This window comes from Yoonia sp. GPGPB17, from assembly GCF_037892195.1.
GTDB lineage: Bacteria > Pseudomonadota > Alphaproteobacteria > Rhodobacterales > Rhodobacteraceae > Yoonia.
This window is the reverse complement of record NZ_JATACI010000002.1, coordinates 2136332-2161853: the sequence shown is the minus strand read 5'-3', so window position 1 is coordinate 2161853 and position 25522 is coordinate 2136332. Positions and strand designations below refer to the sequence as shown.

General features: G+C 55.4%; 23 protein-coding genes and 3 pseudogenes. 10 read left to right on the top strand and 16 right to left on the bottom strand.

What is annotated here, in order from left to right; translation table 11 throughout:
- Nucleotides 1-181: 181 nt before the first annotated feature.
- Nucleotides 182-396: pseudogene (locus tag QTO30_RS22080) on the top strand (transposase); the annotation flags it as partial.
- 145 nt (nt 397-541) lie between these two features.
- Here QTO30_RS22080 and QTO30_RS11620 read toward each other — a convergent pair.
- Both QTO30_RS11620 and QTO30_RS11615 read right to left on the bottom strand, forming a co-directional pair.
- Nucleotides 542-1519, bottom strand: a complete 978-nt coding sequence (locus QTO30_RS11620; RefSeq protein ID WP_340424287.1) for a hypothetical protein — start codon at nt 1517-1519, stop codon at nt 542-544.
- A gap of 5 nt (nt 1520-1524) precedes the next feature.
- A complete protein-coding gene (locus QTO30_RS11615) occupies nt 1525-3057 on the bottom strand; it encodes an Ig-like domain-containing protein (protein WP_340424286.1) in 1533 nt (510 codons plus the stop codon).
- Nucleotides 3058-4354: 1297 nt separating this feature from the next.
- Between QTO30_RS11615 and QTO30_RS11610 the strand changes: the two genes are divergently transcribed.
- From QTO30_RS11610 to QTO30_RS11600, 3 genes are read left to right on the top strand one after another with little or no spacing between them, the layout of a single operon-like run.
- Entirely contained in the window at nt 4355-4591 is a 237-nt protein-coding gene (locus QTO30_RS11610) for a TFIIB-type zinc ribbon-containing protein (RefSeq protein ID WP_340424285.1), read from the top strand.
- A 58-nt stretch (nt 4592-4649) separates the two neighbouring features.
- A complete protein-coding gene (gene serB, locus QTO30_RS11605; RefSeq protein ID WP_340424284.1) occupies nt 4650-5525 on the top strand; it encodes a phosphoserine phosphatase SerB in 876 nt (291 codons plus the stop codon).
- Nucleotides 5526-5567: 42 nt separating this feature from the next.
- Nucleotides 5568-6689: a trans-sulfuration enzyme family protein gene (locus QTO30_RS11600; protein ID WP_340424283.1), complete on the top strand. Its 1122-nt coding sequence runs from the start codon at nt 5568-5570 to the stop codon at nt 6687-6689.
- 107 nt (nt 6690-6796) lie between these two features.
- Here the strand turns inward: QTO30_RS11600 and QTO30_RS11595 are convergent, their stop codons facing one another.
- Nucleotides 6797-7954 carry a M24 family metallopeptidase gene (locus QTO30_RS11595; RefSeq protein WP_340424282.1) on the bottom strand — a complete coding sequence of 386 codons (1158 nt, stop codon included), beginning with the start codon at nt 7952-7954 and terminating at the stop codon, nt 6797-6799.
- A gap of 321 nt (nt 7955-8275) precedes the next feature.
- Between QTO30_RS11595 and QTO30_RS11590 the strand changes: the two are divergent.
- Together QTO30_RS11590 and QTO30_RS11585 are read left to right on the top strand one after the other, a co-directional pair.
- Nucleotides 8276-9411, top strand: a pseudogene (locus tag QTO30_RS11590) (amidohydrolase).
- A complete protein-coding gene (locus QTO30_RS11585; RefSeq protein WP_340424281.1) occupies nt 9408-10601 on the top strand; it encodes a diaminopropionate ammonia-lyase in 1194 nt (397 codons plus the stop codon). Before QTO30_RS11590 ends, QTO30_RS11585 begins: the two are co-directional and overlap by 4 nt.
- Nucleotides 10602-10646: 45 nt before the next feature.
- On the opposite strand, the gene QTO30_RS11580 is transcribed toward QTO30_RS11585, so the two are convergent.
- Nucleotides 10647-11441 carry a maleate cis-trans isomerase family protein gene (locus tag QTO30_RS11580; RefSeq protein ID WP_340424280.1) on the bottom strand — a complete coding sequence of 265 codons (795 nt, stop codon included), beginning with the start codon at nt 11439-11441 and terminating at the stop codon, nt 10647-10649.
- A complete protein-coding gene (locus QTO30_RS11575; RefSeq protein ID WP_340424279.1) occupies nt 11441-12583 on the bottom strand; it encodes a M24 family metallopeptidase in 1143 nt (380 codons plus the stop codon). The genes QTO30_RS11580 and QTO30_RS11575 overlap by 1 nt, the downstream gene beginning before the upstream one ends.
- A gap of 207 nt (nt 12584-12790) precedes the next feature.
- On the opposite strand from QTO30_RS11575, the pseudogene QTO30_RS11570 reads away from it, so the two are divergent.
- A pseudogene (locus QTO30_RS11570) lies at nt 12791-12841 on the top strand (hypothetical protein); the annotation flags it as partial.
- 70 nt (nt 12842-12911) lie between these two features.
- Nucleotides 12912-13241 (top strand): Lrp/AsnC family transcriptional regulator, encoded by a 330-nt coding sequence (locus tag QTO30_RS11565; protein ID WP_340424278.1) that lies wholly within the window; start codon nt 12912-12914, stop codon nt 13239-13241.
- A gap of 120 nt (nt 13242-13361) precedes the next feature.
- Here the strand turns inward: QTO30_RS11565 and QTO30_RS11560 are convergent, their stop codons facing one another.
- Complete coding sequence (locus tag QTO30_RS11560; protein WP_340424277.1) at nt 13362-14288, bottom strand: LysR family transcriptional regulator; 927 nt, start codon at nt 14286-14288, stop codon at nt 13362-13364.
- A gap of 110 nt (nt 14289-14398) precedes the next feature.
- Here QTO30_RS11560 and QTO30_RS11555 point away from each other — a divergent pair, with 110 nt between their 5' ends.
- A complete protein-coding gene (locus tag QTO30_RS11555) occupies nt 14399-15937 on the top strand; it encodes a trimethylamine methyltransferase family protein (protein ID WP_340425923.1) in 1539 nt (512 codons plus the stop codon).
- Nucleotides 15867-16847, top strand: a complete 981-nt coding sequence (locus tag QTO30_RS11550) for an NAD(P)-dependent oxidoreductase (protein ID WP_340424276.1) — start codon at nt 15867-15869, stop codon at nt 16845-16847. The genes QTO30_RS11555 and QTO30_RS11550 overlap by 71 nt, the downstream gene beginning before the upstream one ends.
- On the opposite strand, the gene QTO30_RS11545 is transcribed toward QTO30_RS11550, so the two are convergent.
- From QTO30_RS11545 to QTO30_RS11500, 10 genes are all read right to left on the bottom strand, one after another.
- Nucleotides 16844-17761: an alpha/beta fold hydrolase gene (locus tag QTO30_RS11545; protein WP_340424275.1), complete on the bottom strand. Its 918-nt coding sequence runs from the start codon at nt 17759-17761 to the stop codon at nt 16844-16846. The genes QTO30_RS11550 and QTO30_RS11545 overlap by 4 nt on opposite strands.
- Nucleotides 17761-18192 (bottom strand): hypothetical protein, encoded by a 432-nt coding sequence (locus QTO30_RS11540; RefSeq protein ID WP_340424274.1) that lies wholly within the window; start codon nt 18190-18192, stop codon nt 17761-17763. The genes QTO30_RS11545 and QTO30_RS11540 overlap by 1 nt, the downstream gene beginning before the upstream one ends.
- Nucleotides 18193-18302: 110 nt before the next feature.
- A complete protein-coding gene (locus QTO30_RS11535; protein ID WP_340424273.1) occupies nt 18303-18536 on the bottom strand; it encodes a hypothetical protein in 234 nt (77 codons plus the stop codon).
- 31 nt (nt 18537-18567) lie between these two features.
- Nucleotides 18568-18747 (bottom strand): hypothetical protein, encoded by a 180-nt coding sequence (locus QTO30_RS11530; protein ID WP_340424272.1) that lies wholly within the window; start codon nt 18745-18747, stop codon nt 18568-18570.
- A 264-nt stretch (nt 18748-19011) separates the two neighbouring features.
- Nucleotides 19012-19899 carry a dynamin family protein gene (locus tag QTO30_RS11525; protein ID WP_340424271.1) on the bottom strand — a complete coding sequence of 296 codons (888 nt, stop codon included), beginning with the start codon at nt 19897-19899 and terminating at the stop codon, nt 19012-19014.
- The gene (locus QTO30_RS11520; RefSeq protein WP_340424270.1) at nt 19896-21488 is read right to left on the bottom strand and encodes a hypothetical protein; all 1593 of its coding nucleotides are present in this window, start codon (nt 21486-21488) and stop codon (nt 19896-19898) included. Before QTO30_RS11520 ends, QTO30_RS11525 begins: the two co-directional genes overlap by 4 nt.
- A gap of 196 nt (nt 21489-21684) precedes the next feature.
- Nucleotides 21685-21987 (bottom strand): hypothetical protein, encoded by a 303-nt coding sequence (locus QTO30_RS11515; protein WP_340424269.1) that lies wholly within the window; start codon nt 21985-21987, stop codon nt 21685-21687.
- A 161-nt stretch (nt 21988-22148) separates the two neighbouring features.
- Nucleotides 22149-23510, bottom strand: a complete 1362-nt coding sequence (locus tag QTO30_RS11510) for a hypothetical protein (RefSeq protein WP_340424268.1) — start codon at nt 23508-23510, stop codon at nt 22149-22151.
- 123 nt (nt 23511-23633) lie between these two features.
- Nucleotides 23634-24689, bottom strand: coding sequence for a PP2C family protein-serine/threonine phosphatase (locus tag QTO30_RS11505; RefSeq protein ID WP_340424267.1), 1056 nt, complete (start codon nt 24687-24689; stop codon nt 23634-23636).
- Nucleotides 24673-25275, bottom strand: a complete 603-nt coding sequence (locus QTO30_RS11500; protein WP_340424266.1) for an FHA domain-containing protein — start codon at nt 25273-25275, stop codon at nt 24673-24675. Before QTO30_RS11500 ends, QTO30_RS11505 begins: the two co-directional genes overlap by 17 nt.
- Between the last annotated feature and the right edge of the window lie 247 nt (nt 25276-25522).

Genomic DNA, 25522 nt, shown 5'->3' with positions numbered 1-25522 from the left:
AGCTGAAGTCTATGAGCAGTTTGCCCCTAGGAAATACCAGACCACCAACTGGTCGGCTCACAATGGCAGTCTTAGATAGTGCGGATAGTTTGGAATCTGTTTTGACTCGGAAACGTTTTGACCACTACCACCGAGCAGCAAGCCACATTGACAGAAGCAATTTGACGATGTCGCGATGTAGACCTGTCTGACCATGAAAACCCTGTTTGAAATGCCATCGCGGCAAACAACCGGTTTCGTCCGAAGTCTGTTGCAGTTGGTTGGATTGGGCTGGTTTGTGCTAGACCTCCGCACGCTGTACGGCCGCCAGAGAACGCTTGGCGTGAACCGGCGGTATGGCGACCGCGCTGGCCACTGCACTTGCTCATAGATAGCATAGGCACCAAATTAGAGGGTTAAGGCGAGTGATACGCCCGCTAGGATGGCAACCCCAAGTGCCGCATTTGGTGCAAGACGCACATAGCAACCCAGATTTCCCGTCCGGAAACCGTTGCGATCGCAGCGGCAGTGCAAGCTTGCTTTACCGCTGCAATTCGGGTGCTTAAAAGCGGCGCTCCAGTTTCAACTGTGCTGACGCTTGTGTGCTGTCTCCGATGCGCTCAACCGAGATACCAGCATCGAAGCGACCCAAGTCATCATCTGAGCGCGTCGACAAGTTGATGCCTGCTCCGCCGCCGCAGTCTTCCTGCGTTGTCGTGCCTGAAGTGCGCTGACAGCTCCGTCGTGGTGTGACCGTAAAGGTGGTTGAGGCAAAACCTTCGACATCTCCAGAAATTGCGACCTTGATCTCGGGCTCAAAGCTGACCTTGAAGATTGAGACATCGCCGCCATCGAGCGACACATTGTCAACGAGCCCGAATGCTTCGGCGTCAAAGTCAACTGTACCAATGCTCGAGTAGCCATAGTCGGCTGCCAGCTGTGGCCAAAACTCGATGGCACCTTTCTCGTAGACGCCGGTTACGCTCGCACCAGTCTGGAACGACAGACCGCGGTGCTCACCATCAAGGCCAAGGGTATCGTTGGACATCTCGAGTTGTGTGACACCATATCCAAGCGATGCATATCCATCCGCGAAAAGATCATCGCGCAGCTCAGTCACAAAGTAAGAACCAAGCGAGAGCGAGTAACCAGTTGCGGTGCCATTGAAGTTATCCTCAATTTCAGAGCGTGAGACGTCGCCGCCGATGTAGTACGCGAGCAGCGTGTCTTCTGACTGATTGTGCTCCCACGCGACGCGGCCAGAGATCAATGCAGACGTTGCACCATCATCATTCCGAGTGATGTTGAAGGTGCCAGAGATGACACGCCAGACATCACTGTTGGCACTACCTCGCTGCCCAAAGAAGGAGCCACGCGTTGCGAACTGGTTTTCGCCGAGGCTAAGATCTCCGGTGAAATCAAGTGGGGTGTCGCGACGTCCAACTCCATCTGGACATACGATCTGACCCGTATCATCAGCAAAGCACTGCTCTTCGCGGTTTCTCGCACCGATAAAGCGGGTCCGTGCGTCCTCTGTCATTTGCTTTAGCTGGCGGCCATGCGGTTTTGAAGATCGCGCGTGGCAATGCCAACCACGATATCCTTGATTTCATCCTCCACTTCTGCAAATGCCGTTGCCGGAGAACCCGATTGCACGGAAAATGTTTCGGCAACAATACTATCGTTTCCGGCAGTATCTTGCGCCGCGCCTCCCGCGATATCGATGGTTACGGTCTCCCCGACAACAGGTGTCACATCCACGGTATAGCTGGAACCTGTGCCCTGAAAGTTCGAGGGTGTACCGCCGGAGACTACGATGTCATCAATCGTAAACCCGACAACATCTTCCGTGAACTCAAAGCTGACAGAGAATGTTTCTGTGACACCGGCAGCAGGTCCGGTTATCGTAACGCTCGGCGCGACAATGTCAGCAACGACTGGTGTGCTGGAGGCGCTTTCATTTCCATTGGTCGCCGCATCTGTGACAATATCTTCTGCGATTGACAACGCAACGGGGCCGTTCGCTGTTGGCGTCACAGTGAATGTGAACGTCATATTGTCAGTAGTGGTCAATTCCGACGCAACCCCATTCTGAACCATGAGTTCGGTCAGTGTGAGTCCCTCGACAGGCTCGCTGAAGGTGATCGACGCAGGGAACGGGCCGGTTTGGGTACCGGAAGGTGTATTGAATGTCGCGGTCGGGGACGTTGTATCCACCTCAATTGTAACAGGTGTTGATGGTGCAGACGTTGTACCTGCCGGGTCCGTTGCAGTTGTTGTGATGACATTGTCATCTTCCGCCAGATCGCCGTCGGCAAAGGGGAACTCCCATGCGCCGCTGGTGGGGTCGGCGGTCACGGTGCCGACCGAGACACCGCCGACAAAGACCTCAACCTCAGAGCCGGGCTCGGCAGTGCCAGCGATGGACGGTGTGTCATCATTGGTGATCGTGTCAGATGTGCTGCCCGAGTTTGTTGCGTCCGTCAGGTCAATACCCGCAGGGGCGGCAGGCGCGGTGCCATCGGGAGTGACCGGATTGCTGGTCGTCGATGAGGAACTGGACAGCGGTACGGTATCACCACCGGCGTTCGTGAAATCAAAGACCGACGTTACTTCAAATGTGTACTCCTGATCGTTTGTCAGGCCTGGGATCACGACAGGGCTACCAATTGCCGACGCGGGGACCGTGATCTCAGCTCCACCGGGCTGGACCGTGACAAGGTATTCCGTTGGTGTGTTACCAGTGAGTGGTGGCGTAATGGTCAAAGAGGCGCTGCCATTGCCAGCGGTGGCAGCGACGCTTGCGGGTGGTTGTGGGGCATTGGGGTTTTCGGCACCGCCTTCGATGTCAAGTCTGAAATCCACAGTTGTTCCGAAGGTATACGTTCCGCAAAGGTTTGGGTTTGCGTTAAACTGCATGATCATACGGCCGTAGGACGTGCCGTTGAACGCTGTTGAGGGGATGGCGACCGATGTCCCAGAGAATGTCAGGCCGCTTCCATCGACAATAGCGTTTTGCGTAAATACGCGTTCGGTTGCATCGTCAATGGTGCCATCCTGGTTCAGATCCAACCACAAGATGACATATTCATCGTAGACGCCGCCGTTTGTAATAACGTCGACTTCGATTTCAAAAGTTGCGCCTTAAGACTAACAGTGCTGATGGACGTATCAGAGCCGTCAAGGTAGTTTGTGTTCGCTGGAACGGCGATGTCATTGCCATCGATGCCAACGCGCGTGACCCATTCGATGGTGGCATTCGTGCTTGCTGATGTACACAGCGGTGACTCCGCGTACGCGGTTGTTGGTGCCGCAACGGAAAGAACGGCACTGGAAAGGGCAGCTACGGATGTTGTTGTTTGGTAGTAGCGGGATACGGATCGCTTCGGCATTACAAATACACACTCTTTTGATTCAAAAGCGCTTTGGACGACAGTTTCGCAGTCGTTTTTTGCCTGTTGAGTGTGCTGAAATAGTTGAATAAAAATTCAAATATGTTTGAAATCTGGTCAATTTTAGACTGATGCCCGTACATCTAATCCGTGTATTTGGCAAAAATATGCAATTAAGAGCGAATCGTTTCTGACATGAACGGCCCATCAGCATTGTGCGAAGGGCGACAGAGATGCATCTGCGGGCTCTGAACACGCCCTCTGAATTGTCAGAGCGTTGTGACTGTCCAGGTTACCATAAGTTATGCTTTAGAATTGGAGAGATGGCGCCTATGTGTTGTGGTGGGTGACACTGGGCTATTGAAGAGAAAAACTGCAGTTCACAACAGTTGAATATCCGCGCGCCGCCCATTTTTCCGCAGGGTTTGAGATCTCTTTTTCAAGCCCCAACCCAGATAATCTGATTCTTGGCTGCACGTCAGGCTGTAGCTTCGGTCGGGTTTGAAACAATGATATTTTATGAACGAGTGTTAAGAAATTGTCGCCACATCGCTGTCGCCACGGTTTTGCGATATCCATGTTGCATGTTGAGGTTGGTTCCAATGCAACCGCAGTCCGTGGACGATGGAAAGACGTTGCTGTCGTTACGAGATACTATGCGCGCGCGATCGGCGATACGACCGTCACGGGGGTGATTTTTTAGCTTAAAGCCCATATGGCGCAAAGCAAGAGTGCTGCAAATAATGTAAACAGTAGTGGGAAAATAGATCCGATATGATCCTTGGCTGGGCAAGGGTGCCCCAACTGTGCACAAAACGACACCTCGCCCGCAAAGAAGTGCAATCGGCCAAGTTTCGAAAAATGCTCCGTTTATTGCGACGCTACCGACGCGCATCGGAAACCTGCGCGGCCTTCCGACGCATGTAATTGTACGGCGCATGTCGGTGCCTACCTATGGACAACAGCTTGGAAAGGATTGCTCTATGAAATGTCCCATCGACGGTGCCACACTTGTGATTTCAGATCGCAGCGGGGTTGAGATTGACTATTGCCCGGAATGTCGCGGTGTTTGGTTGGATCGCGGCGAGTTGGATAAGATCATTGAGCGGTCGATAGGTTCAAGCGGAGGTGAACGTAGATCTGACCGTCGTGATGATCGCTATCGGGAACGCCCACGCAAGAAACGCGATAGCTTTCTGAGTGAGATTTTCGACTTTTAGGGGTGCGCCCTTGGCCTGACAGCGCTAGACCTTGCGCATCATCGCAATGAGGTCCGCCATGCAGGTCGTCACCCTGATCACCACACCCAAAGAGCGCAATCTTGATGCGGCACTTGTCGACAGTCTGCGTAATGCCTGGGGCGGTGGGGACGCTAACTGGCTTGCCGTCGATGAAGCGGCGGAATTTGCGACAGCGACGGTGCCTGATAATCAATGGGATGTCTGGGCCGATCTGCAAAACGCCTGTGTCGACTTGGTGATCCAGCCGCTCGAAGGCCGCCGCAAAAAGATGCTGTTGGCCGATATGGACAGCACGATGATCCGGCAGGAGTGCATTGATGAACTGGCTGCCGAAGCGGGCGTCGGTGCGCGTGTGGCTGATATCACGGCGCGGGCGATGAACGGTGAGCTGGATTTTGAAGAGGCACTGATTGAGCGGGTTGGCTTGTTGAAAGGCCTGCCCGAAGCGATGATCGAACAGGTGCTTGATGAGCGTATCACCCATATGCCGGGTGGCTATGAATTGGTGAACACGATGAAGTCGCATGGGGCCTATGCGGCGCTTGTCTCGGGCGGGTTCACGGCGTTTACGGCGCGCGTGGCGGCGGCACTCGGGTTTGATGAAAACCGGGCAAATACGCTGATCGCTGCTGATGGCAAACTGACCGGCGACGTTGGTCGGCCCATTCTGGGCAAGGCGGCCAAGGTTGAAGCATTGGAAGACATCACAAGACGTTTGGGCTTGTCTGCTGATGATGTGCTGGCTGTCGGCGATGGGGCCAATGATCTGGGCATGCTGAAACTGGCCGGTACTGGCGTGGCCCTGCATGCCAAACCAACTGTTCAGGCTCAATGCGATGTCCGCATCAATCATGGCGATTTGACAGCACTTTTGTTTGTACAGGGGTACAGCCGGGACGAATTTGTGACCTAGTCACTACTTGCATCGGGTGCCAGTCACACGGCACAAGGCGTTATGAATAAAGATATCAAGCCCGCCACTATAGCTGCCCATGCCGCAGGCGCCATTGACCCGCAATCAGGCGGCGTTGTGCCAGCATTGCAACCATCGACAACCTACCTGCGGGATAAGGGATATGATCTGGTCCGCCAAGACAACGTCTATTCGCGCGCAGACTCAGACAACCTGCGGCAGGCAGAAGAAGTGCTACGCAGGCTCGAGAATGCGGAAGAAACGTTTCTTTTTCCATCCGGCATGGCCGCGATAGCAGCGGTGTTTCGGACGCTGCCAAATGGTGCGACCGCAGTTGTACAGTCCGGTATTTATTGGGGGACCAGCGCCTGGACCAGAGAGTTCTGCGCGCGACGCGAAATCAATTTGGTTGAGGTCGATGCTGACGATTTACTGGCAACCTGCAACAGCGCCAAACCCGCACTGGTGTTCATCGAAACGCCTTCAAACCCGTGGCTGAAAACGGTTGATATCCGCGCAATAGCCAATGCTACCTCGGCCACTTTGGTTGTTGATGCGACTGCGGCGACGCCAGTTCTGACCCGCAGTCTGGAGTTTGGCGCAGATATCGTGATGCATTCTGCGACCAAGGGCATTAACGGCCATTCAGATGTTTTGGCCGGTGTGTTGTCGACCAATGCAAAAGGTGCCGCTATCTGGGAAATGATCCGCGATGATCGAAAAATGGCGGGTGCTATCCTTGGCCCCTTTGAAGCGTGGTTGTTGACACGCGCGATGCGGACCCTGCCATTGCGGGTCGAGCGTATGTCGCAAAACGCGCAGGCCTTGGCCGAATATCTGCTTGCACATGACGCAGTGGACGATGTGTTCTACCCGGGGTTACCTTCTCACAAGGGTCACGAGATCGCCAAAAAACAAATGAGCGGCGGCTTTGGTAGTCTGCTTTCCGTTCTGGTGAAGGGCAGTAAAGAAGACGCTCTACGTGTCGTCGGTAAGCTACAGCTGTTTTTGCGCGCCACATCACTCGGCGGCGTCGAAAGCTTGGTGGAACACCGGCACACGATTGAGCCGCACACTGGTATTCCGGAAAATCTGATCCGGGTTTCGGTCGGGATCGAGGATATTGGCGATCTGGTTGCCGATTGGGATCAGGCGTTGACCTAGCCATCGGGGTTGCACAACAGCCTCTTACCAATCGTCAAAGCCGATTGGCCACCCGCGCCGCAGATCAGCAAACCATTTGTGTCACATCACCAAACACGGTTTTTATCCTATATGACCGGAAGATCAGGTGCCGCACGTGTGCTGAGCAGGTGGCCACCATTGAGGGTGACCACGATGTTTTCCTCATGCACCATCATCAATCCGTCCCCGTAAGATAGCGACGGTTCAAGCGTCAGAACCATGTTTTCTTGCAAGGGGGTTGTGTCAAATGCAGCGTGTGAAGGTTGTTCGGTCAGTTGCAGGCCCAGCCCGTGGCCCAGTCGTCCGATATCGCCGCCGCTATCGTCCATTTCGCCAATAACCCCCGACATAGCCAGAAACAGGTCACGACAGGTGTTTCCAGAACGGGCGGCTTGCAGCCCAGCCTCGGTTGCGCGCCACAGGACGTCATAGGCCCGCTTTGCGGTATCATCCGCATGCCCGATGGCCCAATTGCGATCAAAGTCGCAGTAGTACCCATCGCAAACCAGCCCGGTGTCCAACATCAGGATATCACCTGCGGCAAGCGGTGTGGCATCTGGCGGAGAAATCACATCGGCATAGCCACCCGAAGCGGAGGCGCCCACCACGTAGGGTGCCCCATCGGCACCCTGAGCCAGCGCTTCGCGACGGAAGGCGCGGAACAGATCGTCCAGCGGCATCCCCTCATGGGCCATCTGAGGCACTTGCGCGAAGGTGGCAGAGCCGATGGCACAGATATGGCTGAGTTTTTCAATCTCGGCTGCGGATTTTACCATGCGCAACCCTTGGACCAGCCCGGTCGCATCGGCGATCTGCAACCCCGGAAGTGCAGCGATTAGACGCTCCCAATCCCCCAAAGGCATGCGCAAATGCGTTTCATGTCCTTTCATCACGCCGATCCTTGACAGGGGCGTAAGCAGGTCAGTTAGCAGGCTGATCCCGTCATCCTTGGGGGCGGGTGCGCTCCAGGTTCTGATATCATCGAGCCAGCTTTGCCGCATTAGATTTGCACCAATTTCGGGGATGATAGCGATTGGTTTGCCGGTTGCGGGAACAAATACAAACCATGGCCGTGTCGGACTTTGCCAGAACAGCGACTGGAAGCCGGTAAAATACTGCACCTCAGGTTCGGTCATGACAAGCAGACCATCCAGTCCGTCGCTTTCCATCCGTTCCTGCGCAAGGCGTGTCCGGGCGGCAAACTCACTATCGGGGAACCCACGGGTTGCATTGGGTGATGTCATGGCAGACTCGTTCGGGAAGATGATGTTGAGAACAAGATATCAAATCGCACGGAGGATTCCTGTCAAATTAGTATGGATTTGCGCGCGCAATCACCCTTTGCGCCTCGTTTCATGATCTTTTTCAGATTGGAGTTTTGAAGCCCGGCGCGAAATCTACCATACCCCGACGTGATATGTGCCGTGTTTCAGTCGCAAAACATGCGTATTTGATCGAGTCATGGAATGATTTCCTCATCGAAATCCAGATAATTGATTATTATCGTCGATCTAAACCCCTATCCTCGACTTACTGACCCCGGACCCAGTGTTGGATAATATGACATGGATTTGACAGATATTCGGCGCGACTTTCACCGCCATCCCGAACTTGGTTTTCAGGAAGACCGCACCAAAGCGCGTGTTGCTAAGCTTTTGCGTGATCTGGGCCTAGAGGTTTACGAAGGGATCGGCGTTGTTGGCATACTCAAGGCGGGGTCGGGTAACCGGGCTATCGGGCTGCGTGCTGATATGGATGCCTTGCCAATCAACGAGAAAAGCACCCACGACTATGTCTCGCAGACACCGGGTGTCATGCATGCCTGCGGTCATGACGGGCATACGACAATGCTTCTGGGGGCCGCGGAAAAGCTTACGCAAAGCCGCGACTTCGATGGCACGGTTGTCTTTCTTTTCCAGCCGAATGAAGAGCACGGGTTTGGCGCGCGCGCCATGATTGACGAAGGCGTGCTTGAGCGGTTTCCTATCGATGAGGTTTACGCCATTCACAATCTGCCGGGCGAACCGACGGGACATGTATCGACCCGGATTGGCCAGATATGCGCCTCTGAAAGCCTGTTTGAAATTACCATCTCCGGGCAGGGGGGCATGCCTCGATGCCGCATGTGGGCGTTGATGCAATCACCGTAGGCGCCGAAATGGTGATGGCGCTTCAGACTATTGTCGCACGCAAGCTGTCGCCAAATGCCGGGGTAGTTGTGTCAGTGACGGAATTTCTGACGGATGGGCAGCGCAATGTCTTGCCCGGGACGGCCACACTGAAAGGCGATGTGCGCGCCCGGCAGCCAGAAGACCGACATGCGGTTGCACGTTTCATGCGGCAGATTGTGGACGGCGTCGCCGCCACTCATGGTGTGACTGCAACGATGTCTTTTGACACAGTATTCATCGAGACGATTAACGCTGCCGAACCCACGCAGGCCGTGGTCCGCGCCGCTGGTGCCGCTGGGCTGGAAGTTGACGGCGACCGGCCTGCAATGAGTTTCTCAGAAGATTTCGCCCATTTCGCGCATGCCATACCCGGTTGTTTTGTGCTGATGGGCAATGGAACCGAAGGCCCGCATGCACAGCCCCTTCATGCCAATGACTATGACTTCAACGACGCGCTTTTGCCGATAGGTGCTGCCTTCTGGGCAAACCTTGTGCGGGATCGCCTTCCACAAAGACTGGACAACAAATGACCGATTTATTGCCTGCTGCCAACGTGATGCATATCAGTGCCAAACGCGTTGCGGGGGATGCAGCCCACAGGGTGCTAAGCAAAGACGGGTTTGACACTGCCGAGGTCGAGATTACCGCATGGGACGGGTACGCGCCAACGCCGCTTTACGCGCTTGATGCACTGGCTGCAAAGGTCGGTGTCGACAAGGTACTGTATAAACACGAAGGTCCCCGCTTTGGATTGGCAAGCTTCAAGGCCCTTGGTGGTGCTTATGCGGCGCTGCGTGTCCTGCAACGCGAGGTTTCGCAACGTATTGGGCAAGATGTCAGCCTTGCCGATATTCGCAACGGCCATTTCCGTGACGACTGCGCGAAGATTACGCTTGTGTCGGCAACAGACGGGAATCACGGTCGTTCGCTTGCGTGGGGTTGCGAACGGTTTGGCGCGCCCTGCCGCATCTATATTCACGCTGAGGTCAGCGAGGCGCGTGCGCAAATCATGCGTGACTTCGGCGCCGAGGTGATCCGCATCACTGGCGATTATGATGCCTCGGTTGCATTGGCCAAAAGCGAGGCGGAAGCGAACGGATGGTTCGTTGTTTCTGACACCTCGTGGGAGGGCTATACCGAACCGCCCCGCGATGTCATGGCCGGGTATGGGGTGATGACGCGCGAGATTTGCCGCGCACTTGATGACGCACCAACCCATGTTTTCCTGCAAGGCGGGGTCGGTGGCATGGCCGCCGGGATCATTGCGGCGCTTGTACAGCATTGGGGTGCCGTATCACCCCGTGTCGTGATTGTTGAGCCCGACCTGGCCCCCTGCCTTTTTGAAAGTGCGCGCCAAGGCAAAGCCACAACAGTTGAAATCGCTGAAGAGACAATCATGGCGGGTTTGTCCTGTGGAGAGCCATCGGCGCTTGCCTGGGATATCCTTGAACAGGAAGCCTCAGATTATCTTATCATCCCAGACACATTGGTGGCACCCATGGTGCGGCTACTGGCGCGGCCCTTACCCGGCGATCCGGTGATCGAGGCCGGGGAAAGCGCTGTTGCGGGCCTGTCGGCCCTGGTCGCCGCGCGTAGTGATGCCGCCCTGTCCGCAGCACTCGGGTTAGATGCATCGTCACGGGTGCTGTTGATTGGGTCTGAAGGTATCACCGACCCGGTGATCTATCAGCAGATCATGGAAGGGCTTGACGCTGCCTGATTTGCGATAGTCATCTCGGCACCGGTCAGCCACATCAAGCGCAATTCAGATCGTGGGTTGCAGCACCCGTCCGGGGTGTTTGAAAATTTGGCCGAACCCTTCCAGTTCGTCCATGATCCCGGCGCGCCGCAAGCATGCCCACATCTGCGCCTGGTTCGAGGTGATCACGGGTTTTCCTGTGACCTGTTCAATTTCAGAAACAGCCTCCAGCGCGCGTACGCCGCCACAGCTCAGGAAAATGGCATCCGCGCCAGGTTGATCAATCTCGATGGCGAATTTCTTCCAATAGGCGGGTGTGACCCGCCCCATATCCAGACCGTTGGCGATGTTAAGCCCCTGAATGTCGAGCACATCAAACCCTCGCGCCACGAGGAATTCGGCCTCGGCAGTATTGATCTCATCCAGATAGGGTGTCCCGACCACCAGCTTTTTCGCGTCCAACTCGCGCAACGCGTCCAGCACCCCTTGGGCCAGACACATAGGCTGTGCCCACGGCGCGCCATTGTGAATTTCCTTCATGACACGCTCTTCCCCAATGACGATCGAGCCTGACGTGCAATGGTAGCTGATCACATCTGGCCGCGCGTCTGGTTGCAGGCGTGCCGCAGCGTCGGCCATATGGTCGATATGGCGCGCCAGCGTTTCATTGGTGGTGTAGTCATCCGTTTTCAATCGGGTCACATAGACTGCAACGCCTTCGGGCACCATGTCCCGGAAATCGCCCTCTGCTGATGGGTCGGTTGACATCAGAATGAAACCCAGCTTGGCGCGGTGAAAGCGCCCTTCGTCCATTTCGGGCGTCCGCGATTTGGAGTTAAGCGTCTGACCGGGCTGAAACATCACAAAATGACCTCTTCCACTGATTTCGGATGATGGGTGAGCGGCTCCCAGCCATCTTCGGTAATGATGAAACTGTCACCGACCTGAGCGCGATACGTCTCGACCGAGACCGAGCCATCGACCGCCAGCACCATACCTGGCTGAATGACAGTGCTGTCACCAGTGACAAGCTGGGGCGCTTCGAGAAAACTGAAACCCGTGGCTCGGCCACAGCGGAATGGGTATTCGTACCCCGCACCCTGAATGACCTCTGCGTAAGCTGCATGGACACTCTCAGCTGTTACACCCGGGCGCAACGCGTCCAGCGCGGCTTTCTGACTGGCCACCGCGACCTCATAAACGGCGATTTGATCATCCGGGGCGTCCCCGATCCAGAACGAGCGGTCAAACCCCAGTTTGAAACGATGGAAATTCGTCATGCCGCAGAAGCACAAAAACACGGGTTCACCACGTTTCATGATGCGGGTCGAGGCGCGGTGATGGGTCTTCACGATATCCTTGCCAGACGCCATGATCTGAAGAAAATGCGTGTTGGGGGACATATCACCATCGTCGTAATGGGCCGCCAAAAGTGCCGCCGCTTTGCGTGTTCCTGCCTGTGATGTGGCGATGGCCACCTCATACTCGGGCACACCATGTCCAATGGCATCACGGCCAGCGGTCATCATCGCGGTGGCAACCTCTCCGGCGTGGCGCGCGAGTTGTAACTCGTTACCCGTTTTGATCATCCGCATGGCATTGAGGATGGGTGTGGCGCTGGTGATCCGTTCGGCAGTGACCAGATCATCCACATAGGCACGCACGGGCGGAGGCATGTGATCTGGTTCAATCGCGACCTTGGCAGCCGTTTTTACTGCGCCGGGTAGCTCCTCGCGCCATTCATGGCCCATTCCATCATTCCAAGCGGCAATGTGGCCGACGCGTGCGGCATGTTGGGCAGAGTTAAGATCAATGGTCGGGGTGATCAGCAGCGCCTCGTCATCTTTAGGCACAACAAGGATTGTGGGGCGGCCAAATTCCATATGCAGATAGTCGTAATAGCCAGTCAGATAATAGACGTTGTCATCATCGGTGATCAGCGCCACATCAACCCCGGCGTCTGTGAGGTGAGATTGAAATCGTGCCAATCTGCGTTCAAACATTTCTGTCTCCTGATCAGGCTTTCTTTAATGTGCTCAAAGACGTCCGCGTAGCTCTTTTTTTGGGCCTCCGAACGGCTGAGTCGGATTGGGCGCACCAGATTTTGGTTGCGTAAGATTAACCAAGTCATGCGACGCCGCTTATCAAAAAACGAGCATTGATAGACGAAGTTAGTTGCCAGTTGGCCGAAGCTCGGAGAAAAACCTCCCATGGACGATAAAGATCTAGAGATTCTCAGGTTGGTGCAATCCAATGCGCAACTCACGGCCGAAGTTCTGGGCCATGAGATAGGGTTGTCCGCGCCGAGCCGTTCAAAAGCGCCTCAAGAAGTTGCGCGAGACCGGTGTGATCGAAAAAGAGATTGCCGTGCTTTCCCCGGCCAAACTAGGGCGGGAAATGACCGTGATTGTCGGGGTTGTGCTCGAACGGGAAAGCCGCATGCATCTGGATTTGTTCAAACGCCGCATGCGACAGGCCCAGCAGGTACAGCAATGCTACTACACGACAGGTGAGGCTGATTTTATCCTTGTCGTGGTGGTCAGGGATATCGCGGAGTACGAAGCGTTCACGCAGGAATACTTCTTTGATGAATCCAACGTCAGCCGCTTTACGTCCTCTGTCGTCATGGACCGTGTGAAGGTCTCTCTGGATATTTTGTAAACTGTGCCTTGTGTTGTCGGTGCAAAGGCGACAGAGGGCCGTTTCGGCGCTTTGCTAAAATGATACCGAAACTCCAATGTGACATATATGTGTCAGAAGTGTTTCAGAAGATAATTGATTCTAAAAATAGATGTTAATTTGATTTTTTTGGTTGCTTCCAGATTGGTGCGGGCTTCTGTCACGCCGCTTGCTTTGGTTGCGTGGGTGATACTGATCGTGGAGCACACCGATCAGCTTGTGATACGCCGCTCGGTGCCGGTTCCGCACATTCACGCCTGCAAAGACCGGTTGATTGATGGCGGGCGCGTCATGGACAATCTGGCAGACACCCGCAGCAACCAACGCTTTGGCCGAGTGTTCAAGCACATAGGCTGAACCGGAAAGTGACGTAAGCAAATCTACCATTGCCGCATTTTGCCCAATCGATAACGACACATGTCCGAACTCTGGCAGTAGACCGGCATGGGCGTGCGCGAAGCTGGCAGAGTAGTTAGCAAGGATGTAGTTCTGCTTGTCAATGTCACCCAAGGTGTCGCTCTCGGTTGAAACCATGACATATTGCACCTCGCCCAATGTCTCAAAATAGAGGTCTGGCTGGATTATGGGAGAATAGAGAACGGCAATGTCCTGTTGCCCCGAGATAAGATCAGCACACATCTGGCCGGAGTAATCCGCCTCAAACAAAAACGCCGTGTCCGGCAGAATATCTCGCAGACGTCCAATCAACTGTTTGATCTCGACGCCTACCAAATCATGCTGCAAACCAAGGCGCATGGTCACGCCGGTCATGGCGGTATCGCGTGTGGCATTCAGCGCGGTGACCCAATCATGCCGCAGGCTTCTGGCATGAGGCTCGAACCGCAATCCTTCGGTTGTCAGTGCAGTACCAGAGCGGGACCTGAGAAAGAGCCTGACACCAACAGTTGTCTCCAGGGCCTTTATGCGCCCGGAAACCGTGGATTGGGTCACGCCCAACCGCTCAGCCGTTTGGTTAAAGCTCTTCGTCTCACAGAGGTCGAGGAAGGTGTCGATAAGTTCAATCTGCATGCCAGTTACTTTGCTCTAATCGGTATTGCCGATCAATAATGACCGGATAAACAGATTGAACGGTTCGCCGCAGGTGTTCAATACTCAGACCATTGCGGGGAGGTAAAATGATGACAGACACCAAAAGAAGAGCAGGGCGCAGTGGCGGGCGTGCCGCCCGGGTTGCTTTGCGCAATGCGCCTTTGGCCGAAGACCTGCGCCCGGTTCGCGCTGGCCTGCCCGGGGGCAAATTCAAACCGTTGACCGATGCCGAGGTATTGCGGATTCACCACGCTGCCCTTGATGCGTTGGAACAGATAGGGTTGTCACAGGCCCCGCCTTCCGGTGTTGAGATCCTGACGAAGGCGGGCGCAATCCTCGGCGACGATGGCCGTATTCGTTTCCCTCGCGCGCTGGTCGAAGACATGCTGACCAAAGCTGCGCGCAACATCACTCTTTGTGGGCGCGAGGAAAAACATGATCTGCACCTGACCGGATCGAACGTGCACTTTGGCACAGCGGGTGCAGCTGTGCATGTCGTCGATCTGGAAACGAACACCTATCGCGATAGCTCTGTCCAGGACCTGCACAATGCCGCCAAGATCACCCACGCGCTTGATAATGTTCATTTCTTTCAAAGAGCGATGGTTGCACGAGATATCACTGACAACCTCGAAATGGACCTCAATACGATTTACGCATGTTGTGCTGGTACCACCAAACATATCGGCACGTCTTTTGATGACCCAAGTCATGTCGGCCCGGGTATTGAACTGCTGCATCGCTTGGCAGGCGGCGAGGAGGCATGGCGCGCGCGCCCCTTTGTGTCAAACTCGAACTGCTTTGTTGTGCCCCCGATGAAGTTTGCTGAAGAAAGCTGCCGCTCGATGGAGGCCTGCATCCGGGCAGGCATGCCAGTCTTGCTGTTGTCAGCGGGTCAGGCGGGTGCGACAGCCCCGGCACCTATCGCGCTGGCAATCGTACAAGCTGTGGCAGAATGCCTTGCCGGGGTAGTCTATGTGAACGCCATCGCGCCGAGTCATCCAGCTGTCTTTGGCACATGGCCCTTCGTATCGGATTTGCGCACTGGCGCCATGTCCGGCGGGTCAGCGGAGCAGGCTTTGCTTACCGCTGGCTGTGCGCAGATGCATCGGTTTTACGATATTCCTGGTGGCGCTGCCGCTGGTATTTCAGATGCCAAACTGCCCGATATGCAGGCCGGTTGGGAAACCGGGATCACGAACGTACTTGCCGGTCTTTCGGGTTTGAACATGGCATATGAGGCGGTCGGCATGCATGCCTCGCTTTTGGGGTTCTGTCTGGAATCGCTGGTCTTGGGGGACGATGTGATCGGTCAGGTCTTGCGTACTGTGCGCGGCATCGATGTGACCGACGAAAGCACGTCGATTGACGCGATGAAGGCGGTTTGCCTTGATGGACCCGGCCACTACCTTGGCTCTGATCAGACGCTCAAACTGATGCAGACCGAGTATATCTATCCAACGCTGGGCAACCGGATGAGCCCCAAAGAATGGAACGAAGCGGACCGCCCGATGTTGTTGGATCAAGCGATTAAGCGGAAGAACGAAATCCTCGACAATGCGCAGATTAAGTTCGATCCTGAATTCGATGCGGCAATCCGCGCGGACTATAATATCTATTTCAAGTAAGGATACCCCCATGCATTATGGATACATCGGCCAAGGCAATCTTGGGGCGAATTGCGCTGCGTGCCTGCTGCGCGCAGGGCTGGATGTGACGGTGACGGACCTTAACCAGGAAGCCGCGGCAGAAGCTGTCGCATTGGGTGCCAAATGGGCCGACAGCCCCGCAGAACTGGCCTCTGGGGTCGATCATGTCATCACCTGCCTGCCGTCGCCAGCAGTGTCAAAGTCCGTGTCCGCCGAGATGTTGCCCGCAATGCGTGACGGGGCGCATTGGATTGAGATGTCGACCTTGGGGCGTGAAGAGGTGCTGGCCTTCGCCGAAACTGCCGCCGCACATGAGGTACGGATGATGGAACTGCCTGTCACTGGCGGTGTTCATTTGGCAGCGCAAGGTAACATCACCATGCTGGCGGGCGGCGATAAGGACATGTTCGACACGCATCTGCCCGCGCTTCGTGCCATGGGCAATCAAGTCTTCCATATGGGGCCACTTGGGTCAGCCTCAATCATCAAGGTGATCACCAACATGCTGGCCTTTATCCACCTCAAAGCAAGCGGCGAGGCGCTGATGTTGGCCAAACGCGGGGGTCTTGATCTAGGCCAGGCATGGCACGCGATCAAGGCATCGTCCGGGACATCCTTCGTGCATGAAACCGAAGGCGCATTGGTACTGAACGGATCCTATGATGTTGCTTTCAATATTGATTTGGCACTCAAGGACCTGGGCTTTGCGATGGGGTTCGGGCGCGAATTCGAGGTGCCGCTGGAACTGGCCGCCGCCACCGAGCAGACATATGTCGCGGCGCGTGCGGCCTACGGCGGCGATGCGGAGTCCCCGATGATTGTGAAACTGCTTGAGGACTTGTTGGATACCGATCTGCGGGCCGATGGCTTCCCTGCGCGGCTGACTTAACCGGTAGTTTCTGCAAAGAACGGCAGCCAAGCCTCCAGTACTTTGTCGGGGTGCTGTTCGGCCAGATAGTGCCCACCGGGTAAGGCCCAACCGCGGACATCTGCCGCGCGCTCTTTCCAAAGTGCAAGGCAATCAAAATGCGCTTCAATCGCGCCGTCTTCGCCCCAAAGTGCCAGCAATGGCATGGATAGCTTTGATGGGTCCGCATCGTCATGGGTGATGTCGATAGTGGCTGCGGCACGATAGTCTTCGCAAGCGCCATGGATCGCTTCTGGCGTTGAGAAATAGGTGAGATATTCATCGAGGGCTTGTTGAACGAATGGCGTCAAGCCCGCCTTACCCGCCCCACATTTGCTGAGCCAATAAAACGCAGGGTCCGCCCCGATCAGGTGTTCCGGGAACGGATGCGGCAAGGTCAGCCAATACCAGTGCCAATATGTATGGGCAAACCCGCTATCCGCCTCGCGGTACATCTCGCGGGTTGGCGCGATGTCGAGTGTCGAAAGCGCAATCACCCGGTCGGGGTCGTCCGCAGCGAGGCGGTGCGCGACGCGCCCTCCACGATCATGCGCGCCAACGAGAAAACGTGTGTGGCCCAAGTTATCCATCAGGGCAAGAACATCACCGGCCATGGCTCGTTTGGAGTAAGGCGTGTGTTTTGCATCCGTTTGTGGTTTGAGCGACCGGCCATACCCCCGCAAATCGGGGCAGATCACCTGATATTTTTGCGCAAGGACCGGGGCAACGGCATGCCACATGGCGGAGGTTTGCGGATATCCGTGCAGCAAAACCAGAGGCGGACCGTCCCCCGCAATGCGAAAAAAAACGGGTCCGTCGGGTGTGTCCAGATAACGCGCTTCAAACCCGTCAAAGAAACGTGCCGCGGGTGTCGCAGATGCTGCACCCGGATGCATCAGGTGAATATGCGTTGCCAGGATGACTGCATATGACCAAAACGCTCGGCCTTATAGGCAACCAATGCGACTTCGTTTTCATAAAGCGCCATCGCAGCAGAAGATCCGTCGTCAAAGGCGCTATCGAGGCATACAAGTTGGGCGCCTTCTTCACCACGGAGCGTCTTACTATGCGCTTTGCGGAAGGCATCAACCTGTGTGCTCCAGATGGTTTGCAGTGCGGCAAAGTCACCGGCTGTTGTGACGATCTCACCCTTGCGGACGTGCAAAAGGGACAGAAACGCATCCGCATTCGCGCTCAGGAACTGTTCCATCGGCGGTTTCGGCGTGGTGTCCAGCGAGACACCCCAGAGTTCGGTCAGGCCCTTAGCGGAAATGCCACGTTCTCCGCCTTTCCCAAAGGGTTCGGGGGGCAGGCTGCGCACGGTCATTCTGTTGGCATTGCTGCAAAGGTCCTGCAAAAGATCGTAAGCGGCTTGCACACTTTCAGGCTCTTCGCGCGAGATGACCTGACCTATGATTGCGGCATCTGTTTCGGGGGTTACGCTGACGATTCCGCGCAGACGACGGTAGCAGCGGCAACAACTTCAATTGTGGTATCGCCACAAGAGAAGGCCAAAAACCGTTCCAGAACTGTGTCATCCACCTCGCGCAGGATCGCCGTTATCGGCACGGGGTCTCCATCCACAGAGACAAGACGCGCGCCGCTTTGATCAAGGGTATCCCCTGACGTCAGCATCGCGAGTTTTTGTGCCAAGGCGTTTGGTTCGCTCATCAGCCCGTTTCCAGCTCTTCGTTACTTCTTTTCATTCGCCGCCACTTATGCGGTCAAGACAGGCGCAGGCATCAGCAACAAAGGCATCTGCATCCAGCTTTGGATTGCAGATACAACATAAAACATCATTCGGTTCTTGCGTGGCGCGCAGAAATACACGCAACTGTGATGGGCTTGTGACAGAAGCAATGTCGCTTGGCTGTTCAGCCAAGGCCGGCATTCCGTTCGCCCCCAACAACAACGCGGCTTCGGCGCAGAGAACATCCAACGCTTCTCGCCGAAGATTTGAACCGGAGTCAGTTACAAGGATCATCTTTGTAGACAGGTCCGCAAAGGCCAGCGCAGTGCAGCCTTCAAACCTTTCCCGCAGAGCATCCAACTCATCAACAACCATTAGCAGCCTGCATTTTAAATACGTCCAGATATGACTACGGCAATTATGTTGCTTGTGAAAGGCCCGCGAAGGCGTTTGCCATCAAGACGAGCGGAAAATGGGATCAGCGATGGACGTTGGCAGGTCTTCAGGGGTCTCGAGACGCGAACGCTCGCGCTTGGGGCGGCTGCTCTCTGGTGCGCGCTGGACACGGCGCGGGCTGATAGGTGCGGCAACAGGCTGTGGCACATCGCTTAGGCTGTCCACATTGTAAAGCGGCAGTTCGGTACGGGCAGTGAGCGCTGTTAGTTTTTCGATCATATCAATCAGGTGTGACGTAAAAGGCCCCGCACCGCTGGCATCCCACTTATCATAGTCATCGCAAGCCTGAATTGCTTGCAAAAGGGACACAGGGAAAGTGCCGCCAAACTGACCATCCGTTTCTCGCATCACGCGTTTGATCACGCGGCCACGGTCTTTATCGTTTGTCAGCTTATCAAAGCGGGTAATCAGCAGGGTTGAGTTTTCACGCACGGCTTGGGGCATGTCATTCCATACCGCAGCCTCGGATTGGCGCCAGGCCTGAGTGGCATGCGTGCACCATATCACGGCGTCAACCTCTGGCAGCATGCGCTCCCAGACGGCAGATGACATATTAGGATCCGAGATGCCGGGAAAGTCGATCAAGTCGCAGACTTCCAAGATATCCGCTTCGAGAAACAGGCGGATGTTACGGGTTTGCTCGACCGGGATGCTTTCAAGGTTTTCAATATCAACGGGTTCAGTCGTGCCATCGACATCAACGCGGTATGGTGCGCCCGCGCCATACGATATCCAGACTGGGGACAGCCGGGTCGCAGTCACCTTTTCGGGCAGCGGGCGTTGCCCCATCAAAAGATTGGACAGCGTGCTTTTCCCTGCGCTGAATTCGCCCATAAGGGCGATGCGCGGCTTTCGCCGTGTGCCCGATTTCGGTTCACCTAAACTCATTTACTCACTCCAACCGCTAAAACTGGTTCACCTTCGCTCAGCTCTTCGAAGATGTAATCAAACAGCTCATCCCGTTCTTGCTGGGCAGTAATACCGAAAATGTCTTCTAAATCGTCAATGGCGATTTCTGATTTGCTGCTGATATCCGCCAGGATAGCGCGCTGTTCCGCATGGAACTCACGCAATTCAGCCTGCGCGCGTGCCCGGATATCATCTGCTTGACGGACCTTGAGTTCGTCAACGATTGGCGCCGTTTCGGCTTCAATCAGGTCGTAAAAACCACTGGCAAAGGCACGATACCCTTTGCGCCGTTTCCACCAGCCTTTCCACCAAGAGGTTTGCAGATCAAGTGCGATGGTTTGACCCAATGACACAGGTGCTGGGATTTCAGGTGGGGCGGGGGGCGTGATGGTAAAGTTCTCAACATCCACACCAAAGGCCGAGCGATAGGTATTGGCCAAATCGGCCGCCGCCGCACCATAGACATCCTGACAGGTCGCGGTGACGTTGCGGCGCATCACCTGATAGCTGGTGCGTAACAACATGCGCAAGCCATCGGGGCTATATTGCCAAATCTCTTCTTCGCCATTGGTTTCCAGGTGCTGCAACAGGGATTCCAAAGCACGATCCAGAAAGCGTTTATGCGATTGGTCGACGCGCGACCCAAACTGTTGGAACGCAATATCAAGGCGCTCATCAAGGGACTGCAGGCTTTGAGCCTCCAATTCGGTCAGGTGCTTTGCCAGCTTGTCGCCCGACATCACCTCGACCGTGTCGCCATCAAGACGCATGGATACGACAGCGTTCGATGCACGCACGCCGCCCACAAGGTTCAGGGCGCGTTTGCGCGAGGCTGACAGGATTTCGGCGCCGGGGCCTTCGGCGATACGTTCAGACAAGGCGCGGTACAACTGTGGCACGCCAGAAAGATGCCAGACCAGTTCCTTGGTATCCATACCCGCGGTTTCAGCACTTAGCGCGGCTTCGGCCCAGTTAAACATGGCTTCGGCGCTGTCCTCGACGATGTCATCAAGGTCGTCAGACAAGGCAATGTTGGCCCAATAGGCGCTGCCGAAAATCACCTGAGGATTTTCGGGGCCGTTATTATCGGCCAAAGTCTGCAAGATGCTGTCGCGAATTTCAGGGACCTGTTCACCGGGGTTCGACAATTCATCGATCCGGTTGACAAAGATCACAACCTCGCGCGCCTTGACGTTCGAAATCAGACGGATCAGGCCCATATCCATTGAGCTGAGCGCCTGATGCGCCGATAGAACAACCACGCAAATGCGGCTGTCGCGCAGCGCATTGATCGTGATCTGTTCGCGCATCATAAAAGTATCGTTGACGCCTGGCGTGTCGCGAATACAGATCGGCATCGGGATTTTGTCGGCCGACAGATAGAGATCAGCTGATTTGGTGATATCGGCGAACTGACCTTGCTGATCTTCTTCGTCCATATCCTCAAAATCGTCGCCCATGCAGACGTAGCGCTGGACCAATTCATCGCTCAATTCGGCGTAGTTATGTTTCTGTCCCAGCAACAATTCGAACTTGCGACCCAGGCGCTGCTTGGTCTTTTCGCGCATCTCTGCGATCTGTACGCGGACTTTCTCCAACTCATCGTCGGCGCTTAAGCACGCTCAGAAAGCTCACCGATTCGGCCACCATTCTCGACCAGATGATCCCATTCCCCTTGGCTGAAGAACTGAAACGTCGCCGTTGGGGCGTCTTCGGGCAGGGGCGCGTTAAGGTGAAGCGATGTGACAACCGACGTCCACGGGTTTACATCCGCTGCAGCAGCAAATCCGGTCGGCCGATCATGGCGTTAACCAAAGATGTCTTACCTGCTTTGATCTGACCAATCATCGTGATACTAGGTTCAAACGCGCGTAACTGCTTGATAAGGCGAGCGGCTTTCTTTTCAGCATCTTGCCCGCCAAGTTTGACGACATCGCCAAGTGTCGCCTCTAGGTCGACGACTTCATCATGGAACGTATCCAGCTTTTCCAGGCCAAGTCGCATGAAGGGCAGCTGTTTTGGTGGGACGGCTAACCCATCCTCATTTGCGACCTCTTCCATCTTCATCCTAGTTTCGTCCTTAGCATTTTTATCGCACTAGCATTATCATCTGTTCCACCCGCAGCCAAATAGCAACAATAACACCATCTTTATTGCCGTAATGGAAACAGACCAGCGCGGCAAAAGTATGACGTATTCACTAAAATTTCTACAAGATTTACTGCAACTTAAGCGGCAAGATCCGCCTGCAACTCTCGCTTAATTTGGAGCATAAGGCTCACGGCTTCAAGGGCCACGTCGTCACGTTTTTCCATTTGCATTAACTGCACCATATCTGCTGCATCAAATGCGGTGTCCCGTGCGCGCTGCAATGACTGATCCGCATCGTCCCCATTTTCATTCAGGTAGTCGCAAAGCCACTGAATGTGATCCGCAGTCAGCGCCATTACTTCCGCCGCCCCATTGTCGCCTTGTTCTTCCAGCACTGCGGCAAGCTCGGTGCCGCGCTCCTCGATATAGGTGATGACATGGGTATAGGCATCACGGGTGGCTGGTTTGAGGGCTGCAAGCGCCTTTGCCTCGGCGATCTCTGCCGCAGCTTCTGCGGCGGCGGCAGCGGCGGCATCTGCGGCGGCATCCCGCGATACGTTCTTGCGCTTTGCAATCTCGCGCAGGCGGGAAATTGCATCTTGAGCGGCAGGTTTGGCCTCGGCTGGTTCCTCTGGTTCGTCCAGGGTAGGCGCAGGGACAGGTGCCTCTTCCGGAACTGGTTCTGTGACAGGTGTGGGTTCTGAGACAGACGCATCGGTGTTGACTGTGGCTGTCTCTTCCGTTGCCTTGGGCTCGGGCTCCGCTGCGGGCGCAGTGGTCTGCTGGGGCGCTCGTGCCAATAGGTCAGCATGTTGATGCAGCATCATATCAGCCATATCTACGGCTGATTGCCGCCCGCGTTCCACTTGTTTGAGCACGGCTGATATCAGCGCCGAGCCGCCGCTGTCGCGCATAGCAACTTTGTCAACGGTGCCGTCAGTACGGCGTGCATTGATTGCCTGGGTTGTGGCTATTGGCAGTACTTCGGCAAACTCATCCTTTGCCGCAAGCTTCACTGCACCGACCGTCGTTTCCAGCATACCTTCTGTTTTTAGAAAATCAGCACGCGTGATCATGCAAAAGGCGTGATCCTTGGTCAGATCGGGCATTGTGCCCCAAATCCGTTGCTCGGTTTCGTTAAAGCCGCGTGTTGACCAGAGCGTCACATCGCATCGTTTCGCCGCCCATTGCGAGGCACGGTGGATTGCGTTGGGATCGTTGGGGGCGACAACTTCAAGCAGTGAGATCTTGCGTAACGCAGGGAGCGGCATCCGCATTTCCACAAAAACCGGCGACATTGCGGCAATCTCGGCCGTATCTATGTGGTCCAATGCGGTTTTTGATCCATCCGGCAGCGTACAGATTGCTTTTTCAGCGTCACCATAAGCAAGTTCCAATGTTGGGAGCCGCACACCATCAGGGATTACATCCTGACCAACCAGCAAGTTCAAAATGGCCGATTTACCTGACCCTGGCATGCCCAACAAAGCGACACGCACCGGTTTTTGCAGGCGCGTGAGAAGTTGTTCGGCTTTGGGTTGTACGGAATCAGGAAGCAGGCCACTTTGTACGGCCTGCTCGAGTTCAGCCTGAACCCGGTTCCCCAGTGATTGATTCTGACATTACTTACCTCCGGCGGCAATCTTAGTAAGCGGCTCAGCCGCATCAACCTCCTCTGTCATGTCAATGTCATCGTTCAGCTCAACTTTCTTGAGCGGTTTGACCTCTTTGATCACCGTGGGCTCTGATTTATTGGCCGCAGCGGGCTTGCTTTCAGGCTTTTCGGCAACTTTCTCGACCTCGTCCAGCTCGACTACGCGCGTGACATTGCTGGTTGCTGCGTCAACATGGCCGACGGGCTTGGCACGGATGGCGCGGATCACCGGCTTGTTGTGGTTCAGCTTGATGACCGAGAAGGTGCAATTGTCCTGATCGGGATCTGCCAATGTCTCAATGGCTTCCAAAAGATAGCCCGCAATTTCCGCGGCCTTCTTGCGGCGATACCGGTGCAGGATCTTTTGGATCTTGGGATCTTCCAGATACTGCAAGCCGTCACTTGAGACGACAACGATATCGCCGACCTGCAATTCAAAGGGTGTTTTCGGGCAATCCGACTTGGCCACGCGATCACCAAGGATCACAGAGGTCAGACAGTTGCGGTCAGGATGGTTCTTGCCGGATTCTTCATCAAGCAGGCCTTGCTTGACCATAAAATCAATCTGCGGCGCCATCGAATGGTCTTCGTTCAGCTGCTGCATCTTACCGGCGCGGTAATGATAAAGCGGGCTGTCGCCAATCGACATCCAATACATCCGGTTTTCGACCAGCACGACAGATACAAGAGTTGCACCCATGCCTCGGGTTTCAGGGTGGGATTGCACATGTTCGCGCACATAGCTGTTCGCATTGGATGCAGATTCAGACAGGAAACGCGGAATTTCGCTTTCGAAGTCGGCAAAATTTGCGCTTTCGAACTTCAGTTCACTAAAGACTTCCGTCACGACGATCTTACTGGCGACGTCACCGGCCGCATGGCCGCCCATCCCGTCAGCAAGTACAACCACGCCACTATCCGCCCCAAAGGGAAAATCCGTGACAATAGCGTCTTCTTGGTAGTCGCGCCCGCCCTGACAAATCGCAGATGCGACGTCAAAACGTGGTTCAGGCGATCGCCACATCTTCGTCCTCCTCGGTCGTACCGTCCGACCAGTTGAATGACTTGTCGCATAGGGCAACAAAGCGCAAAACGGTTTCACCAATGCGGATCACGTCACCCGTTTTTAGCGTTTCATTGCTAATCAACGGCTTGTCATTCAAGCGTACAATATTCGATTTACCGCCATGACCAAGCAAGAATTCTTTCGTGTCAGCATCATAGACAATGGCGGCGTGATTGCTGCGCGAGATCGAGTTGTCGCCGAAATCAAGCTGGATGGCCTGATCTTCGCCACGGCCAATCTGCGACATACCAGACAGCAGGGAAAAGCTTTCGCCGCGCCCTGGACCTTCTGTCACGACAATCCAGCCCACCGGGAACTTCACGTTTTTCGCCGGTGCGGCCTTTGGACTGTCGTTGAACAAGTCAACAACATCACCATCAGATTTATCAAAACCAATCAGGCGCGTTTTTGTGCGGCGCGACCGGGCCGGGGACCGGGCTGCCGCAGCCGAGGCCACAGCGGGTTCAGCCACCGGGGCAGATGCCGCCGGTGCTGCCGGGGCCGTTGGTTCGGGCAGCGCGGTTGATGTCCCGTCGTCCTCCATATCCCAGATATTGACGGCGGCGGCTTCGGTAGGTGCTTAAGCTTCGGGTCGGGGGCGACAATGCGCACCTCTTTGGTCAGGACATCACTGGGCGCCACATCACCAGGGTTCGGCTCCTCCAGCGATCCTGTATCATCGACCATCGATCCGATTGTGTCGCGATATGATTGCTCAAGAGATTCAACCGGCGGCACATACCGCGAGGTCTCTTCATTGCGTTTTTTACCAAGCAGATCACGAATGAATT